Origin of the sequence: Campylobacter gracilis (genome assembly GCF_001190745.1) — a bacterium.
GTDB classification, from domain to species: Bacteria; Campylobacterota; Campylobacteria; order Campylobacterales; family Campylobacteraceae; genus Campylobacter_B; species Campylobacter_B gracilis.
Genome location: NZ_CP012196.1, coordinates 1,855,161 through 1,869,912 on the forward strand (window position 1 = coordinate 1,855,161; position 14,752 = coordinate 1,869,912).

Below are 14,752 nucleotides of genomic sequence, written 5' to 3' on the forward strand. Positions count from 1 at the left end.
AAAAAAGGAAAAATTTTGCAAAATTTTAAAATCGAGAGCAAATTCTCCCCAAGCGAGGATCAAGAAAAAGCGATCGAAGGCATCGTCGCAGGCTTTCAAAGCGGCAATAAATACCAAACTCTTCTCGGAGTTACCGGCTCAGGCAAAACATTTACCATGGCAAATATCATCAAGCGCCTCGGAATTCCCGCGCTCGTAATGACGCATAATAAATCCCTCGCGGCACAGCTTTATAGCGAATTCAAGGGCTTTTTCCCGCAAAATCACGTCGAGTATTTCATCAGCTACTACGATTATTATCAGCCCGAAGCCTACATCCCCAGGCAGGATCTTTTCATCGAAAAGGATAGCGACGTAAACCAAGAGCTCGAGCGCTTGCGGCTAAGCGCCACGGCGAGTTTGCTGAGCTTTGATGATGTCATCACCGTGGCGTCGGTTTCGGCAAACTACGGCCTGGGCGATCCCGCCGAATATAAAGGCATGGTGCTGTTTTTTGAGATCGGATCAAAATTTAGCACTAAATTTTTGCTTCGCAAGCTCGTCGATATGGGCTACAAGCGCAACGACGATTTTTTTGATCGCGGGAATTTTCGCGTAAACGGCGACGTGATCGACATCTACCCCGCGTATTTTAACGACGAAGCATTTAGGATCGAGTTTTTCGGCGATGAGATAGAGGCGATGTATCATCTGGACGTGCTCGAAAATAAAAAGACGCAGAGCGTCAAAAAATTTATTCTCTATCCGACGAGCCAGTTCATCGTGGGCGAGCAGCGCCTGAAATCAACGATCAAAGGGATCGAAGAGGAGCTTGAGCAGAGACTAAAATTTTTCGAGGATGCGGGCAAGCTCGTAGAGGCGCAGCGGCTGAAAGGGCGAGTGGAGTTTGATCTTGAGATGCTGGGCGCTACGGGGATGTGCAAGGGGATCGAAAACTACGCGCGCTATCTGACCGGTCAAAAGCCGGGCGAGACGCCCTATTCGCTCTTTGATTACTACGAGAGCAAGGGCAAGGACTATCTCGTCATCGTCGATGAAAGCCACGTGAGCTTGCCGCAGTTTCGCGGGATGTTCGCAGGAGATCGCAGCCGCAAAGAAACGCTCGTAGAGTACGGCTTCCGTCTGCCGTCAGCACTTGATAACCGCCCGCTGATGTTTGATGAGTTTATCAACAAAAAAGCTAAATTTCTATTCGTCTCCGCAACGCCCAATGATTACGAGCTACAGCTTAGCCGCGGAGCCGTATATGAGCAGATACTGCGCCCGACGGGACTACTCGATCCGCAGATTATCTTAAAAGACAGCGACAATCAGGTTGAAATTTTACACGATATGGCAAAGGAGGTCATCGCGCGCGGAGAGCGGATCTTAGTGACCGTGCTAACCAAAAAGATGGCGGAGGAGCTGAGCAAATACTATCTGGAGCTTGGGCTTAAGGTCAAATATATGCACTCGGACATCGATGCGATCGAGCGCAACGAGCTCATCCGCGGTCTACGCAGCGGCGAATACGATATGCTAATCGGTATAAATTTGCTCCGCGAGGGGCTCGATCTGCCCGAAGTAAGCCTTATCGCGATCATGGATGCCGATAAGGAGGGCTTTTTGCGTTCGCGCACGAGCCTCATTCAGACGATGGGGCGAGCCGCGCGAAACGTGCACGGACAGGTCGTGATGTTTTGCAAAAAGATCACCGCTTCGATGCAAGAGGCGATCGACATCACCCAAAAACGTCGCAAATTTCAAGATGAATACAACCGCGCTCACGGCATAACCCCGCATTCTGCGAGCCGCAATATCGAGGAGAGCCTAAAGATCGAGGACGGCACCGAAATTTTAAGAAAGGGTGCCAATCTCGAAAAAATGCCTGCCGCCGAGCGCGCCAAGATCGTAAAGGAGCTTCGCAAGCAGATGCTCGAAGCCGCGGCCGCTCTGGAGTTTGAAAAGGCCGCAGCGCTACGCGACGAGATCGCAAAACTCAGGAAGCTGTAAATCGCAAGGCCCGAAACGTCGTAAAATTTTGTCGTGAAGTAAGGCGTGAAATTTACACGTTAAATTCCGTCGAACAGAGTGTGAAATTTACACGATTTAAGGGCGAAATTTATGCGCTAGATTTGCGCAAGCCCTTACCATAAATCCGTCAATGAATTAAAGCTTGTCACAATTTTCTCTTTTAAATTTTGATATGGTATCCAAAACAATAAAAATTAAAACCATATGAGACATTGCTAGCATAAACCATTTCTTCGGTGTAATATAATATCCTCTATCCGCAAATCTCATAAAATATCTATGCCCTTTTATGCTTTCTCGTTCGCCTAAATTATCGTCTAAAATAAGAATTTGATAAGCCGTTTTCGTTTTAAACGGAAAGGGGAATTTGGAATACCAAATCCTAACTTTGCGATCTTGCAAAAGATCAAAACGTAGTATATCTCTTTGTTTGTCATATATATAAAATTCATCTATCCCTTTATAATTTAGTCCCAAGGAAACCTTCTCTACGGCTTTTCTTTCGCTATCATAAAATTGCAATAACCACCAGCTTCCTCCCCTTAACGCGGAATCGCTAGTAAAACCTGTTATTATGCCATCTGTGATTTTGAGATCACTTAAATCTTTTGGATTAGACAAAGCGACTATATAATACCATGCGTAAGCGACCAATATTAAGCAAAAGCAGATCTTTATCTTATCCCAAATGCTTAGCCATTCATAAAAATTCCTAATTGCTTTCACACCGACCTTTTAATTTAAATATTCTTATTTTAGCGCCGATCCCTTAAGTAAGTATATAAAAATTTGGCTCAACAGAACTTTAATGCAAATACAAGGGGTACTAAGTTACAATAAGCCAAATTTAAACATTCGTCCAAACCCGCCGCTTAACGCCATCTTTGCAGCTCTTTTATAAGGTTTCGCAGCTTTCACCTCATCGAAATTTAGCAGAATTTATCGTCTTTTGGAATATAGGTGCCTCGGTTGAAAAAATAGCATAAAAGAAAAACTAATATGCAAATCGGAGCTATAAAGACTCCGTATAAAGTGCCGGCGCCGCTTAACTCATCTCGCGAACCTCCCATTGCCGAAGATAGAAATAGCAAAGTGGGAAATAAAACCAATACTAAGCTAGCCGTATTCTCAAAAGTAAAAATCGTCAAACTGACATCTTGATTTTTTATGAAAAAGCTGCTGTATTTTTTTGTCTTGTAGCACTTTAAACAAAATGCCGTCAAGCAAATGGATAAAACGACCGCCACACAAAACAAAAGAGGCTCGGGCATTTGAATATCCACGTAGGAAATAAGTCGCGAAACTACCGATGCAATGCCGAACAAAAACGCTAAAAATACCATACTAGAGCACCTAATTAGCCTGTGTTTGTCGTATCGCTTCTTTAAATTCTCCGGTATTGCGGCGAATTTTTCGTCTAGCTCTTTCATCTCGGCTTGAAATTTTTCGCTCACAGCTCGCTCCTTTTAAGCGTTTAAATTTTAGAGATTATATTGAATTCGGCGTCGCGTCTTTTTGATGCCGCACCTTGCGGTTAAATTTTAAAATTTACCGCGTTATATTCGCGAAGAGCCGAAAAATTTCAAACTCGGCAAAGCATTAAAATTCCCGTCCGCCTTTAAATTTAGCATTTTACCGCAGCTAGCAAAACTCTAAATTTTCCACGCGCAGCGGTCTTTCGCCCTCGAAAATCACCCCGATGCCGAAAGGCTCGCAAATATCAAGCGCGCCGGGCCCCAGCAGCCACTGTGTATCGCGCGCGTAAAACGTGCATTGCGGCAGCCCAAACGGCAGATCGCAAACGGGCGCGTCAAGCAGCCTAAGCTCATCCTCGCTCAAACGATACTCGCGTCTAAGCTCGTCTCGCAGGAAGATAAGAGCGTCTTTTACATACCGATCGATGTCCCAGGCGTCGCTGCGCGAGCAAGACCCCGCATCGTCCACATCCGCCGTATCTGCAGACACGAGACAAAACGGCACCTCGCCGAAGCTTTTGCTTTTTGGCTCCGCATACCAAATAAAGCCCTCATCCGTCGCGACTTTTTCAAGCTCGCCAAATTTCCAAGCCATTTTTTGCATTTTATTTTTGCCCCATATTTTCGCTCATCTTTTAAAATTTTAATGCCGCGCTCGTTTTTGCGCGCCGTGTTTAAATCCGCACCGAAGTAGAATTTTGCCCGCTTCTTAAGCGGACGAACAATGATAACGAAGTAGATTGCTTTTAAATTTTAAAATTTTAATGCAAGCCGCTTTAAATTTAAAATTTCAAAAGACCCGCCTTTGTCCGTCTCGCGCGGCGATGAAATTTTAACGCCGCGTCTTACGGCGAAATTTTAAAATTTTACCTCGCCGTAAAATTTCACGCCGAAATTTCAAAACGAAATTTTAAGCCGAAACCAACTCAAAATTCCACGCCCGTAGCACAGAATTTAAAGCCTGAAAAATTCCATCGCGGCGACTTAGAATTTTACTCGTTAAATTTTATAAATTTTGCACGCTTTTAAATCCGCAAATTTAATACGCCTTTACGAGCCGTAAATTTTCTAGATATATGACGCCGTCAAAAATGCCGCCCCCATTCGGCGCAGGCCAAGAAATGGCAATTCTTTTCGGCTCCTCGTCGTATTTAGGCTCGCAATAATTCTTTGAGCAGTCTATTTTAAATACCTCTTTATCGTTGCTATCAAAATCCGTCTGGGTAGAATTTTTAGGAATTTCCAGCGTGTGGATTATACGATACGGCTCGCCCTCTTTTGTGCGGGCGGACATTATTTTTATTAGCGTGTCTGTGCTGCCGTCCGAGGTCCTATAGACCCCGTCTTGCCCCAAGCCCGCCAGCTCGAATTTTTTCTCCTTGCTATAAAACGCAGAGATTATGGAACAGCCGCTAAAAAGCAAAGCTGCCGCAAATAACGCAAACGCCCTCATTTTTCCTCCTTAAGCGGGTTAAGCTTTAATTCTTAAAACTATGAATAGGAGCCGGGATCTGGCCGCCGCGGGCGATGAAGTCAGCCGAGGAGTTTTTATTTACGCTCATCACGGGCGCGCTGCCGAGCAGGCCGCCGAATTCCAGCGTGTCACCCTCTTTGCCTTTTGGGATTATGCGTACGGCGGTCGTTTTTTGATTTATGACGCCGATCGCGGCCTCGTCGGCTATGATCGCGGCGATCGTCTGCTCGGGCGTATCTTCCGGGATCGCGATCATATCAAGCCCCACCGAGCAAATCGCGGTCATCGCTTCGAGCTTTTCTAGGCTTAGCGAGCCTGCGCGCACTGCGGCGATCATGCCCTCGTCTTCGGAGACGGGGATAAACGCGCCGCTAAGCCCGCCTACTTGGTTGCAGGCCATCACTCCACCCTTTTTGACCGCGTCGTTTAGCAGCGCTAGAGCTGCCGTCGTGCCGTGCGTGCCGACGCGCTCTAGCCCCATCTCCTCAAGCACGCGCGCGACCGAATCGCCCACGGCAGGAGTCGGAGCTAGCGAGAGATCGACGATGCCAAATTTTACGCCAAGGCACTCGGAGGCCATTTGACCTACGAGCTGTCCGATACGCGTGATCTTAAACGCCGTCTTTTTCACGGTCTCGGCGACCACGTCAAAACTCGCTCCGCGCACCTTCTCAAGCGCGCGCTTAACGACGCCGGGGCCGCTGACGCCCACGTTTATGACGACCTCGGCCTCGCCCACGCCGTGAAACGCGCCCGCCATAAAGGGATTATCCTCGACGGCGTTGGCAAATACGACGAGTTTGGCGGCGCCCAAATCAGAAAGTCGCGCCGTCTCTTTGATCACGCGCCCCATATCGGCGACCGCGCTCATATTTATGCCCGTTTTGGTCGAGCCGATATTTACCGACGAGCAGACCTTTTGCGTCGCGGCAAGCGCGGCCGGGATGGAGTCGATCAAAATTTTATCGCCCTTTGCGTAGCCCTTTTGTACTAGCGCCGAAAAGCCGCCGATAAAGTCGATACCGACCTTTTGCGCCGCCTCGTCCATCGCTTTTGCTAGCGGGACATAGTCTGCGGCATTCGTCGCAGCGCCGATGATGGCGATAGGCGTTACGCAGACGCGTTTATTTACGATCGGGATGCCGAGCTCTGCTGAAATTTCATTACCGACCTTTACCAGATCGCGCGCCTTGTCGGTGATTTTTGCATAAATTTTCTCCGCCGCTTTGCCCATATCGGGATCGATGCAGTCAAGTAGGCTAATGCCCATCGTGATCGTGCGGATGTCGAAATTTTGCTCCTCGATCATCGTGATCGTTTCGGTTACGTTTTTGATGTCCATCTGTGCGCCTTAGATGTTGTGCATGGCGTCAAATATCGCCGAGCTTTGGATGTTGATTTTTACTTTTAGCTTTTCGCCTAGCTCGTTTAGCTCCTCGCGTAGGGCCGTGAAGTCCTGCTTTTCCTCGCTGGAAACCACCGCCATCATCGTAAAAAACTCATCCAAAACCGTCTGGCTGATGTCGTCTATGTTTAGCCCAAGCTGCGCGAGCTTGGCCGAAACGCCCGCCACAATGCCAACCTTGTCCTTACCGATCACCGTTACGATCGCTTTCATTTTTACTCCTTTTTAAAATTTAACGTTTTTGAGCGCGGAAGCCGTTAAAACTACTGAATTTTGCCGCCGTTTGAAATTATCAGCGCAAACACGATTGCGACCAAAGCGTAAAATACTACCGCGAGCCATATCGCCCATCTATTCACGCCGCCGCCCCGCCTTAGGGCTTCGTCGTCCTGTTTATCCAATAGCGCGACAAATCTATAGCAAACAAAATATTTCGCCATAGTTCCACTACTGACACTAACCGCCATTCCTATACTTCTATCATATTCATCCAAAAACGGAATAAAGCAAGAAATTACCACAAAGGCAAATAGGGCTGCGGCAATTTTGTACTCCTTGCGGTACAGAAAAAAGAACAGCGTGCCGAAAAAGGCCCACCAACTCCACGTGCTTACGTAATTTAACTCACGCTGCTTGCCGGCGGCAAAAAATTTCTCGCAGGCGCGCGCGTAAATTTCAACCTTACTCGGGGTTTGCAAGAAAATTTCCAACTTCTGTCGAAGCAACTTGCCGTCAGATAAAATTTCTCTAGCGTAATCCGTCATCTCACCCTCCTTAGCGATAAATCCCTACGGCGGCGCGAACCTTTTGCATCAATGAAGCAGCCGTCGCAGCCGCTCTTTGCGCGCCCTGTCTTAGCATCTCATCTAAAATTTCGCGGTGACTTTGATAGTATTCGAATTTATCTCGCGCGTCTTTGAAATAGCCCTGCACGAGCTCGTTTAGATACGCCTTAAAATGCCCGTGCCCCTCGCCTCCGCGCTCGTAGCGAGCCTGCAGCTCCGCTTGCTCCGCCTCGCTTAAAAACAGCTTCGCGATATTATAGACATTACACCCGCGCCACTGCTTAGGTGCTTCTAGCGGCTCAGAGGTCGTTACGATACTTGAAATTTGCTTCTTTAGCGTTGCGGCATCTGCAAAAATATCGATCGTATTGCCGTAGCTCTTACTCATCTTGGCACCATCTGTGCCCGGCACGATCGCCACTTCATCATTTACTCGCGCTTGCGGAATAGTTAAAATTTCGCCGTGGGCGTTGTTAAATTTAAGCGCGATGTCGCGGGCGATCTCGACGTGCTGGATCTGATCCTTGCCCACGGGCACGACCTCCGCGCTGTATAGCAGGATGTCCGCCGCCATCAGAACAGGGTAGCTAAACAGATCATGCTTGCTCTCAAAGCCCTTGGCGATCTTGTCTTTGTATGCATGCGCTCGCTCGAGCAGCCCCATCGGCGTATATCCGCTTAAAATCCAGTAAAGCTCCAGCACCTCTTTTACGTCGCTTTGCACCCAAAACACCGTCTTTTTCGGATCGATCCCGAGAGACAAAAACGCCGCGGCGGCCTCGTAGGTTGAGCTTTTTAGCTTTGCGCCGTCGCTTACGGACGTGAGCGCATGGTAGTTTGCGATAAACATAAACATCTGCTCGCCCGCGTTTTGTGCATCCACCATCTGCTTGATGCTCGCGAAGTAGTTGCCCAAATGCAGCTTGCCGCTGGGCTGAAGACCCGTTAAAATTCTCATCGTTGCTCCTTTAAATCAAAATCAGATCGCCGTCTACGAAGCCCGCAGCGACGTGCTTGCACTCAAAAATTTTAGCGCTAGGCATCTGCTCTCGCAGCTCGCGCAGAGCCTGCACGAGCATTTTTAAAACCTGTCGCCACGAAAGCTCGCTTAAAAATTCGAGCTGCAAGCGCGAGCTTTGCGGATAAAACTCATCCTCGTCCTCGCACGCCCAGTCGTTGTCATCCGCATCAAAGCTGCTCGATCCCGCGAGCTCAAGCGCATAAGGCTCGTAAAGATCGAAGTGCCACGCGATCACCCGCTTTGGAATTTCCTCGCGCTCTAAGCCTTCGATCAATTCGCGCAGCTTTTGCTTTAGCGCCTCTTTCTTTTCAAGCTTATCGTCTTTGCCCTCTTTGCCGTGCGGCTCGGAATTTTTGCCGCCGCCGGAACGCTTCTGCTTAGACATCTTTTTCCCCTTTAAATTTAGCCCGTCGCAGGCGGAGCAAATTTCTTTTACGATCTTTTTTACGCTTTTATTTTCGACGTCGATTACGATGTCGGCCTTTTTTTCATACGCCCCGTTTCTTTGAGCGTGCAGCGCCGCGGCCTTTTGCAGATCCGCTAACAGCGGGCGCTTGGCAAATTTTTTCTCCGCATTTTCGCTATTTTTTAAGCGATTAATAATCCCTTCAAAGCTTGATTTCAGATACACGACGGTGCCGATTTTGTTTAAATTTTTCACGGCGTAAAAGCCGCCGCCCGTAGATATCACGGCGCAGCGGACGGACTTTTCTAAAAATTTCGCAAGGCTCTCTTCCATCTTTCTAAAGCTCTGCTCGCCCTGCTCTTTAAAAATTTGCCCGATCTTTTTATTGGCGTAGCTTTCGATCATATCGTCGCAATCAAGCGCAAACATCCCGCTTTGCGCAGCCAGCGCCCGCGCTACCGTGCCCTTGCCGACCCCCATAAAGCCGATAAGCACGATGTTACTGCTCTTCATCGCTCTCCCCTTTTTTACGCGGCAGCAGTACTAGCGGACTTCCCGAAAGAGCAAAGCTCGCGCGCAACCTGTTCATCAAATAGCGCTTGTAGCTAAAATGTAGCGCTTGCGGGCGGTTCATCACAAGGGCGATCTTCGGCGGCGCAAAGCCGATCTGCGCGGCGTAGTAAATTTTAACCGATTTGCCCCGCTCGCGAGGTATCGGATGCGCCTTTATCGCGGCCTCTACCGCTTCATTGATCCTTGCGGTGCCGAGCTTGCGCGTGAAATTTGAATAAACCTCCAAAATGAGCGGGTAAATTTTATGTATCCGCTTCTTATCTGTCGCGCTGACGCTGATGATCGGCGCGTAGGAAAGAAATTTAAACCTATCTCTCAAATCGCGGCAAAACTCGTCGTAATCGCGCTCGCAAAGATCCCATTTGTTTAAAATTATAATTAGACCTAGTTCAAATTTAGCCGCAAGCCCCGCGATGCGCTCGTCCAGCTCGTTTAGCGGCTCGCTTGCATCAAGTACCAAAAGCGTGATGTCGGAGTTTTGCAGGATTTTTTCGGTGCGATTTAGCGCGAAACGCTCGATGCCTTCGATCTTACCGCGACGGCGAATGCCCGCCGTGTCGATAAACTCTAGCGTGCGTCCCCCAAATTCCGTGCTTTCGTTCACCGGATCGATCGTCGTGCCCGCATAATCGCTCACGACCGAGCGCTGCGAGCCTACAAGCGCGTTTAGAAGGCTTGATTTACCGACGTTTACCCGCCCGATGATACCCACGCCGATGGTTTTACTAGCGTAAAATTCCTCGTCGCGCCCCTCTTTCGGCTCGCCCTCGTCGTTAAAGCCCTCTATAAAATCATCAAAAATTTCATCCTCGTCCTGCCTCGCAGGCGCAGGGTCCAAGAAGCCATAGATCCACTCTTTCAGCTCGTCAATGCCGCTGTTGTGAGAAACGGAGATCGGGAAAAATTTGACGCCGAATTCGTTAAACTCCCAGCTGCGCTCCTCGTCGCGCTTGCCGTCGATCTTATTGACCGCCAGGGCGATGGGCTTGCCGAGCCTTTGCAGCGAGAAAAATATCCGCCGCTCATCATCGCTCGGAAGCAGCTTGCCGTCCGTCATAAAGATTATCAAATCCGCGCTCTTGGCTTCGCTTAGCGTCTTAGCTTGCACGCGCGCAAACAGCTCGGAAGTGTCGTCCAAGCCGCCAGAATCGATCACGCGCACGCGGCGATCGAAAATTTCGGCTTCGGCTCTATTGGTATCGCGCGTCGTACCCGCAACGTCGCTCGTGATGGCGATACGAGCGCCCGCTAGGCGGTTAAAAAGGCTCGATTTGCCGACGTTGGGGCGCCCGATGATGATCAAACTTTTCACGTTCGTCCTTCTGATTTTTGGCGCGATTATAACCAAAAATAGATTAAAGCCAAATTCTACGCGCTCGCTCGCGCAAGTCGGGCGGCAAAATTTTATAAAATTTAAGCGCTAAATTTAGAGAAATTTTATCGCGACACTAGCGGAACGCCGCACGGACGCAAGACGTCAAAACGCGCGATCCATCGCCGAACATATCGCAGAATGCGGAGCTGTGCGTAAATTTCATAAAATTTAAATACCGAAGCCTGGGCGCGAAGTACAAAACCGAGCCGTCGTACGGGGTGCGCAAAAACAGGCGGCACAACGAAATATTAAAACGGCGGAATATTAAAATTTAATCATTATGCGTGTATAATTCCGCAAATTTAAAGGGTCGCGATGAAATACAACAACTTCTTGCTGCACCATCTAAGCGTGTATTATATGCTGGTGGCGTGCTTTTACTACTCTCTTACGGGCGTTTTTGCCAAGCTTTTGGGCGCGCAAATTTCATCGCTTGAGGTCGTGCTCTTTCGCAATCTGCCCGGACTTTTGATCCTACTTTATAAAATTAAGGCTCGTCCTCGCACGGCGCGCTTCGCAAACAAGGGCGGTCATCCTTTTACGCTCGCGTTTCGCGGCATTATCGGGATTTTGGGGCTGATGGTATTTTTTTATAACGTCGCTAACATCAGCCTCGGCGAGGCATTTACCTTTCAAAAAACGGCGTCCATTTGGACGGCGATCATCGCATACTTTACCCTCGGCGAAAAATTCGGCGCGATGGGCTGGTTCTCGGTCTGCCTAGGCTTTGTGGGCATCGTTTTAGTAATTCAGCCGCAGTTTGGCTTGCAGCCGAGCGATATTTTTGGAATTTTAAGCGGATTATTCGCCGCGATGGCGTTTACCTCCGTGCGCGGGCTGCGCAAATACTATAGCTCCGATACGATCATCCTCTCTGCGCTTCTTGCCGGCACGCTGATGCCCGTAGCGCTTATGATCGCGGCAGAATTTATAGACGCGCCCGCGCTGAGCTTTATGCTTTGCAAATTTAAAATTCCAAACGCGCAGGGTTGGCTCTTTGCCGTGCTTTTGGGGCTGCTGGGGCTGTTTTATCAAACCTACGTCACCAAGGCCTACGCCGCGACGCGCAAAGCGGGCATAGTAGCTACGATCAGCTACGCCGACATCATCTTTTCGACGCTATTTGGGCTGCTGCTAGGCGACGCCTTGCCCGGTTTCATGGCGCTTGGAGGTATGGCGCTCATCATCGCCGCGGGCGCGCTCGTGGCGAACCGAAAGTAGGGCGGCGTGAAGCAGAAATTTTACTCCGCGTTTTGGCTGAAACATCTGGGCGTTTATTATATGCTCGTAGCGAGCTTTTATTTCGCGCTAAACGGCGCGCTAGCCAAGGTCATGGCGGAGCATATGAGTAGCGCAGAGATCGTGTTTTTCCGCAACGTCGTAGGCATCGGCATCGTGCTGTTTTCGCTAAGGCGGGTAAAAAATCTGGGGCCAGGCGGCAAGCCGTGGCTGCTCGCGTTTCGCGGCTTTATCGGCAGCTGCGGTATCTTAGCGACTTTTTACAACATCGCCCACATCGATCTTGGCACCGCTTTTACCTTCCAAAAGACGGCGCCCATTTTCACCGCGCTATTTTCGGCGTTTTTCTTAGGCGAGAAGCTAAGCTCGCGCGGCTGGTTTGCGATACTGCTCGGTTTTGGCGGAATTTTACTCGTCGTGCGCCCGCACATCGGCATCAGCGTAACCGACGCAGTGGGAATTTTCGGCGGCATGTGCGCTGGGCTTGCATATACGAGCGTGCGCGAGCTCCGCAAACACTACGCCACAAACCTCATCGTGCTGGTTTTCGTCTCATCCGCTACCTTTCTAAGCGCGATGATGATGGCTGCAGGCTGGGCGCTCGGTGATAGCGAGGTTAAAATTTTAGGGCTTTTCAGCGGAGCGGATTTGGCCAGGCTTGCTTACTTTAATCTACCGAGCCTGCTCGGTTGGGTGCTCGTGGCGCTTCTGGGCGTCAGCGGTATCTACTTTCAAATTTACATGACGCGCGCCTACGCCGCTTCTCGCAAAGCGGGCATCGTCGCCGCGATCAGCTACAGCGACATCCTATTTAGCATGGCGCTAGGAATTATGCTAGGCGATCATCTGCCCGGTCCGATCGTGCTAGCAGGCATCGCGGTAGTAATTTTAAGCGGAATTCTAATCGCCCGCGAGCGCTAAATTTAAAACCAATTCAAACGCGGCGCAAAGCTAAATTTTATCCGTGCCGCCCGCCTGCGCTAAATTTCAGCAGTCTAAAAGCTTAAAAAGACTAACATTCAAATCAAAGTTCTACGGCGTAGAAATATTTTTCGACGGATTTAAAATTTTATGCATTTTATCGGTATCGACATCGGCTCAACCTCGTCAAAGGTCGCCGTTATGGACGAACGCGGCGAATTTTGCGAGCTATTTTTGCTGCCAAGCGGCTTTAGCGCGGTCAAGGTCGCGCGCCAGATCAAGCAAGCCTTAGAGCAAAAAGGCTACGGCGAGGGCTTCGTGACGGCTACGGGCTACGGACGCGTTAGCGTAGAGTACGCGCAGCTTAGCATGAGCGAAATTTTATGCCACGGCCTTGGGGCACACTTTTTATTTGAGCAAGACTGCACCGTCATCGATGTGGGCGGGCAAGACACCAAAGCGATCAAAATAGAAAACGGCAAACCAGCGGATTTTATCATGAACGACAAATGCTCGGCAGGCACGGGTAAATTTTTAGAGATCAGTGCGGGCCGCTTGGGGCTTGAGCTTAGCGAAATTTACAAAACCGCCCGCAAAAATCCCGCGATTAAAATTAGCTCAACGTGCACTGTTTTTGCAGAAAGCGAGATCGTCTCGCTAAGCGCAAACGGAGCCGAAACTAGCGAGATCGCCTACGCCATCGTGGATTCCTCCGCGCACAAGGTCGCCTCTCTCATCAAACGGCTGGAAAATCAAATTTATTTTTTAAGCGGCGGACTTAGCAACGTGCCGCTCTTTAAGCAGCTTCTAGGCGAGCATCTGGGGGCTAAAATTTTTACTTGCGAAAACGCAATCTACTGCGGTGCGATGGGCGCTGCGCTTATCGGAGCACGCAAAGCAAACGAAATTTTAAAGGAGACGAGATGAAGATGGATTTTGACACGCTTAAAAAGCGCAACGCAATGGCCCTACACGATCTAAAAGAGCAAGGCAAACACGTAGTGGGGATGTTTTGCACCTACTCTCCCAAGGAGCTCATTTACGCTGCGGGTGCCGTGCCAGTTGGGCTTTGCGCCTATGACGAGAGTCCGATAGATGCCGCTCATGCCGAGCTTCCGCGCAATCTTTGCCCACTAATCAAAGCAAGCTACAGCTACGCGGTTACGAAAAAATGCCCCTACATGAACGCCAGCGACCTCGTCATAGGCGAAACGACCTGTGACGGCAAGAAAAAGATGTATGAGCTGCTGGCAAAGCATAAGGACGTCCACGTGCTACAACTACCGAATATGGCTGGCGGCAAGAGCTTGGAGCTTTTTACCGACGAGCTTAGGAAATTTCGCAAAGTTTTGGAGCAAAAATTTAATACGAAAATCACGGATGAAGCGCTACTTGATGCGGTGCAAATTTACAACGAAGAGCGCAAGGTGATGATGGAGCTTTTAGAGCTTGGCAAACTAAATCCGATGCCGGTAGCGGGCAGCGAAATCCATCAAATTTCATTTGCGAGCGACTTCATATACGACAAACGCGAAAAGCTCAAAATGATACGCGCCTACATAGCCGCCGCAAAGAAGATATCGCCGCCGAAAACTCGCAAAAAGCGAATCATCATCACGGGCTGTCCCAGCGGCGGCGTGTATGAGAAGGTCATCAAGCAGATAGAAGATCTTGGCGCCGACGTCGTGGCGTTTGAAAACTGCACCGGCACGAAAAATTTTAAAAATAACGTAGAAACTCAGGGCGATTTGGTCGCAAATATCGCCGAGCGCTACCTTAAAATTCCGTGTTCGGTAATGTATCAAAATAACGCGCGCTCCGAGGTCATTAAAAATTTCGTGCGCGATTACGCCGCAGACGGCGTCATCGACGTCGTGCTAAGCGGCTGCCACACCTACGCGATCGAGACGAACAAGATCAAAGAGGCGAGCCGTGAAGCTGGAGCAAACTATATGTCGCTAGAGACTGATTATTCAAAACAAGACGTCGGGCAAATTCGCACGCGCTTGGAAGCGTTTATCGAGCTACTTTAATCGATGCTGTTTGAAATTTTAAAATGAAGAAT

Annotated in this window: 14 protein-coding genes and 1 pseudogene; 5 read left to right on the plus strand and 10 right to left on the minus strand. The window is 49.4% G+C overall.

Going from position 1 to position 14,752, the window contains the following annotated elements:
* Window positions 1-15 precede the first annotated feature (15 nt).
* Window positions 16-1,992, plus strand: coding sequence for an excinuclease ABC subunit UvrB (uvrB, locus tag CGRAC_RS09275; protein WP_005871314.1), 1,977 nt, complete (start codon window positions 16-18; stop codon window positions 1,990-1,992).
* 156 nt (window positions 1,993-2,148) lie between these two features.
* Here uvrB and CGRAC_RS09280 read toward each other — a convergent pair whose 3' ends face one another.
* From CGRAC_RS09280 to der, 10 genes and pseudogenes are all read right to left on the minus strand, one after another.
* On the minus strand, window positions 2,149-2,739 hold the full coding sequence (locus tag CGRAC_RS09280) for a hypothetical protein (protein WP_040303957.1): 591 nt from the start codon (window positions 2,737-2,739) through the stop codon (window positions 2,149-2,151).
* Between the two features lie 203 nt (window positions 2,740-2,942).
* The gene (locus CGRAC_RS09285) at window positions 2,943-3,467 is read right to left on the minus strand and encodes a hypothetical protein (protein ID WP_005871312.1); all 525 of its coding nucleotides are present in this window, start codon (window positions 3,465-3,467) and stop codon (window positions 2,943-2,945) included.
* Window positions 3,468-3,654: 187 nt separating this feature from the next.
* Window positions 3,655-4,092, minus strand: a complete 438-nt coding sequence (locus tag CGRAC_RS09290; RefSeq protein WP_005871311.1) for a hypothetical protein — start codon at window positions 4,090-4,092, stop codon at window positions 3,655-3,657.
* 435 nt (window positions 4,093-4,527) lie between these two features.
* Window positions 4,528-4,941, minus strand: a complete 414-nt coding sequence (locus tag CGRAC_RS09295; protein WP_005871310.1) for a hypothetical protein — start codon at window positions 4,939-4,941, stop codon at window positions 4,528-4,530.
* A gap of 25 nt (window positions 4,942-4,966) precedes the next feature.
* Window positions 4,967-6,304, minus strand: a complete 1,338-nt coding sequence (locus tag CGRAC_RS09300) for a PFL family protein (protein WP_005871309.1) — start codon at window positions 6,302-6,304, stop codon at window positions 4,967-4,969.
* Window positions 6,305-6,313: 9 nt separating this feature from the next.
* A complete protein-coding gene (locus CGRAC_RS09305; RefSeq protein ID WP_005871308.1) occupies window positions 6,314-6,580 on the minus strand; it encodes an ACT domain-containing protein in 267 nt (88 codons plus the stop codon).
* Window positions 6,581-6,630: 50 nt separating this feature from the next.
* Window positions 6,631-7,131, minus strand: coding sequence for a DUF2628 domain-containing protein (locus CGRAC_RS09310; RefSeq protein ID WP_005871307.1), 501 nt, complete (start codon window positions 7,129-7,131; stop codon window positions 6,631-6,633).
* Window positions 7,132-7,141: 10 nt separating this feature from the next.
* Window positions 7,142-8,110, minus strand: coding sequence for a tryptophan--tRNA ligase (gene trpS, locus CGRAC_RS09315; protein ID WP_005871306.1), 969 nt, complete (start codon window positions 8,108-8,110; stop codon window positions 7,142-7,144).
* 487 nt (window positions 8,111-8,597) lie between these two features.
* Window positions 8,598-9,092: pseudogene (locus CGRAC_RS12620) on the minus strand (shikimate kinase); the annotation flags it as partial.
* Window positions 9,079-10,464, minus strand: coding sequence for a ribosome biogenesis GTPase Der (gene der / locus CGRAC_RS09325; protein WP_005871303.1), 1,386 nt, complete (start codon window positions 10,462-10,464; stop codon window positions 9,079-9,081). The gene der and the pseudogene CGRAC_RS12620, both read right to left, overlap by 14 nt.
* A gap of 378 nt (window positions 10,465-10,842) precedes the next feature.
* Here der and CGRAC_RS09330 point away from each other — a divergent pair, with 378 nt between their 5' ends.
* From CGRAC_RS09330 to CGRAC_RS09345, 4 genes are all read left to right on the plus strand, one after another.
* Window positions 10,843-11,748, plus strand: coding sequence for a DMT family transporter (locus tag CGRAC_RS09330; RefSeq protein ID WP_005871301.1), 906 nt, complete (start codon window positions 10,843-10,845; stop codon window positions 11,746-11,748).
* 6 nt (window positions 11,749-11,754) lie between these two features.
* Window positions 11,755-12,687, plus strand: a complete 933-nt coding sequence (locus CGRAC_RS09335) for a DMT family transporter (protein WP_005871299.1) — start codon at window positions 11,755-11,757, stop codon at window positions 12,685-12,687.
* Window positions 12,688-12,837: 150 nt separating this feature from the next.
* Window positions 12,838-13,614: an acyl-CoA dehydratase activase gene (locus CGRAC_RS09340; protein ID WP_005871298.1), complete on the plus strand. Its 777-nt coding sequence runs from the start codon at window positions 12,838-12,840 to the stop codon at window positions 13,612-13,614.
* Entirely contained in the window at window positions 13,611-14,720 is a 1,110-nt protein-coding gene (locus CGRAC_RS09345) for a double-cubane-cluster-containing anaerobic reductase (RefSeq protein ID WP_005871296.1), read from the plus strand. The genes CGRAC_RS09340 and CGRAC_RS09345 overlap by 4 nt, the downstream gene beginning before the upstream one ends.
* Window positions 14,721-14,752 lie beyond the last annotated feature (32 nt).

Bases quoted from the DNA above. Each gene is read 5' to 3' on its own strand.
- CGRAC_RS09300 (WP_005871309.1), bottom strand. From the start codon at position 6,304: ATGGACATCAAAAACGTAACCGAAACGATCACGATGATCGAGGAGCAA.
- CGRAC_RS09345 (WP_005871296.1), top strand. From the start codon at position 13,611: ATGAAGATGGATTTTGACACGCTTAAAAAGCGCAACGCAATGGCCCTA.
- CGRAC_RS09295 (WP_005871310.1), bottom strand. From the start codon at position 4,941: ATGAGGGCGTTTGCGTTATTTGCGGCAGCTTTGCTTTTTAGCGGCTGT.
- CGRAC_RS09310 (WP_005871307.1), bottom strand. From the start codon at position 7,131: ATGACGGATTACGCTAGAGAAATTTTATCTGACGGCAAGTTGCTTCGA.
- CGRAC_RS09340 (WP_005871298.1), top strand. From the start codon at position 12,838: ATGCATTTTATCGGTATCGACATCGGCTCAACCTCGTCAAAGGTCGCC.
- CGRAC_RS09290 (WP_005871311.1), bottom strand. From the start codon at position 4,092: ATGCAAAAAATGGCTTGGAAATTTGGCGAGCTTGAAAAAGTCGCGACG.
- CGRAC_RS09305 (WP_005871308.1), bottom strand. From the start codon at position 6,580: ATGAAAGCGATCGTAACGGTGATCGGTAAGGACAAGGTTGGCATTGTG.
- trpS (WP_005871306.1), bottom strand. From the start codon at position 8,110: ATGAGAATTTTAACGGGTCTTCAGCCCAGCGGCAAGCTGCATTTGGGC.
- CGRAC_RS09330 (WP_005871301.1), top strand. From the start codon at position 10,843: ATGAAATACAACAACTTCTTGCTGCACCATCTAAGCGTGTATTATATG.